The sequence below is a fragment of the Micrococcus sp. HG099 genome (assembly GCF_024723355.1).
Classification (GTDB): domain Bacteria; phylum Actinomycetota; class Actinomycetes; order Actinomycetales; family Micrococcaceae; genus Micrococcus; species Micrococcus endophyticus.
In genome coordinates, this window is the sequence record NZ_JANQCJ010000203.1 from 1 (window position 1) to 2554 (window position 2554).

3 protein-coding genes are annotated in these 2554 nt (G+C 75.5%); 2 read left to right on the plus strand and 1 reads right to left on the minus strand.

Features of this window, described 5'->3' with window-relative positions; all coding sequences use genetic code 11:
• Position 1 precedes the first annotated feature (1 nt).
• A complete protein-coding gene (locus NWP10_RS11520) occupies positions 2-1258 on the plus strand; it encodes an AI-2E family transporter (protein ID WP_258300995.1) in 1257 nt (418 codons plus the stop codon).
• A 31-nt stretch (positions 1259-1289) separates the two neighbouring features.
• Here the strand turns inward: NWP10_RS11520 and NWP10_RS11525 are convergent, their stop codons facing one another.
• Entirely contained in the window at positions 1290-1649 is a 360-nt protein-coding gene (locus tag NWP10_RS11525; protein ID WP_248193088.1) for a hypothetical protein, read from the minus strand.
• 66 nt (positions 1650-1715) lie between these two features.
• Here NWP10_RS11525 and nucS point away from each other — a divergent pair, with 66 nt between their 5' ends.
• Positions 1716-2411, plus strand: a complete 696-nt coding sequence (nucS, locus tag NWP10_RS11530) for an endonuclease NucS (protein ID WP_258300996.1) — start codon at positions 1716-1718, stop codon at positions 2409-2411.
• The last annotated feature ends 143 nt before the right edge of the window (positions 2412-2554 follow it).

Sequence of the window (2554 nt, forward strand, 5' to 3'; positions counted from 1 at the left end):
GGTGGAGCCCGTCGACCCGACCGCCGCGCCGGCCTCTGCCGCCCCGGCAGCCCCGCCCGCGTCCGGGCGGGTCCCCCGCCGCCGTCGGCGTCGCGGGCGCCTGATCCCGCTGCGCGGGGTCCTGCGCCGCCGTCGCCCGGTGTTCCTGGCCGAGGACCGGGTGGACCCGGACCCCGAGCACCCGGCGCCGGAGGCGGCCGGGGAGCCGCCCGTCACCGCGGTGACGGTGGAGTCCCCCGTGGCGACCGGCTTCCTGCTCACCGTGGGCGTCGCCCTGGCGCTGGCCGTGGTGTGGGTGCTGCGGACCAACGGGCAGCTGCTCGTGTGGATCGCCGCCGCCCTGTTCATTGCCCTCGGCCTGGACCCGCTCGTGCGGCGGGTGGAGTCCTGGGGCGCGCCCCGCTGGGCCGGCGTGCTCACCGCCGCGCTGGGCCTGGCCGCCGTCGCCGGGGCGTTCGTGGCCCTGCTGGTGCCCACCGTCGTCGAGCAGTCCCGCCAGCTCGTCGAGGGGCTCCCCGGCACGATCGAGGACGTGATGACCTCCGCCTGGTTCATCGAGCTGGACCAGGAGTTCCACATCCAGGAGGCGGTCCGGGCCCAGACCGACCGGCTCACCACGGACGGGGCGGCCGTCACCGACCTGTTCGGCGGGCTCCTGGGGATCGGGCAGACCGTGCTGAACGCGTTCTTCTCCGTGTTCGTGGTGGTGGTCCTGACCCTCTACTTCCTCGCCTCGCTGCCGCATATGAAGTACTGGGCCTACCGCCTGGCGCCGCGCTCGCGCCGCCCGCAGGTGGAGCGCCTCTCCGAGCAGATCACCTCCTCGGTGGGCCACTACGTGATGGGCCAGTCCTTCGTGGCGGCGCTCAACGGCACCGTCGCCTTCACGGCGCTGGCCATCGCCGGCACCCCCTTCGCCGTCCTGCTGGCCGCCTTCGCGGCCTTCATGGCGTTCATCCCGCTGGTGGGCGCGGTGATCGGCGGCACCGTGCTGACGCTGCTGAGCCTGCTGACCTCCTGGCAGACGGCGGCCGCGTTCGCCGCGATCTACTTCGTCTACCTGCAGATCGAGGCCTACGTGGTCTCCCCGCGCGTCATGGCCCGCGCCGTCGCCGTGCCGGCCGCCGTCGCCGTCATCGCCGTGATCGCCGGCGGCGCGCTGCTCGGCGTCCTGGGCGCCCTCATGGCCATCCCGCTGGCCGCGGCGCTGTCCCTGCTGGTCCGGGAGGTCTTCATCCCGCGCCAGGACGCCCGCTGAGCCCGCCGACGACGACGGCGCGCCGGAGACGTCAGCGGCCGACGCGCGTGCGCCAGCAGACCGGGTGCCAGTGGCGGCGGTCCGCCCCGGCGTCCTCGTCCCCCATGATCCAGTCCGAGCGCCACGCGACCAGGTGCGCCTGGCCCTGGCGGATCACCCGTCCGCAGCCCGGGCACGTGTAGTCCTTCACCGCGCGCCAGGAGGGGATCTGGCGGACGTGCCAGCCGCCGTCGCCGCCGGACTGGTGCGAATAGCCCGGGTCCAGGCCCAGGAGCTCCTCCAGGGGGTCCGCCATCCCGGGGCCCGGGCGGGTCCGTCGCGAGGAGCCGGAGGCGCCGCGCTCGCCGCGGCGCGGGGCCGAGGAGCGGCGGGGACGGTGGGAGCGGGGCATGCCCCCATGCTGGCACAGCCCGGCCGGTGCCCGCCTCCGCGCGCCCGGGACGCCTAGACTGGCTCGGTGCGTCTCGTCATCGCCCGCTGCTCCGTCACCTACGAGGGCCGCCTCAACGCCCACCTGCCCCCCGCCACGCGCCTGCTCATGGTCAAGGCGGACGGGGCCGTGCTCGTGCACTCCGACGGCGGCTCCTACAAGCCGCTGAACTGGATGAGCCCGCCCGCCACGCTGCACACCACGGCGCCCACCGCCGAGCAGGCCGAGCAGGGCGTCGTCGAGGTGTGGCGCGTCCAGGCCGCCAAGTCGGACGACCGCCTCATGATCCTCATCGAGGAGATCCTCGCGGACCAGTCCCACGAGCTCGGCGCGGACCCCGGCCTCGTCAAGGACGGCGTGGAGGCGGACCTGCAGCGGCTGCTGGCCGAGCAGATCGGCCTGCTCGGGGACGGGCACACCCTGGTGCGCCGCGAGTACATGACGGCGATCGGCCCCGTGGACATCCTGGCCCGGGACCCCGAGGGCGGCACCGTGGCCGTGGAGCTCAAGCGCCGCGGGGACATCGACGGCGTGGAGCAGCTCACCCGCTACCTCGAGCTGATGAACCGCGACCCCCTGCTGGCCCCCGTGCGCGGCGTCTTCGCCGCCCAGCAGATCAAGCCGCAGGCGCGCACGCTGGCCGAGGACCGCGGCATCCGCTGCGTGACCCTGGACTACGACGCCATGCGCGGCGTGGACGATGCCGACTCCCGCCTCTTCTGAGCCCCTCCTGCGCGCCGCCACGGGCCCGTCCGTGCCGGCCGAGCCGGGCGGCGACCCCCAGGCCCTGACCGTCGTCTGGGAGGAGCCCGCCGCCGGCCGCGCCCCCGACGACGCCGCCCCGGTCCGCCTGCGCTGGGCCGGCC

Bases quoted from the DNA above. Each gene is read 5' to 3' on its own strand.
- NWP10_RS11525 (WP_248193088.1), bottom strand. From the start codon at position 1,649: ATGCCCCGCTCCCACCGTCCCCGCCGCTCCTCGGCCCCGCGCCGCGGC.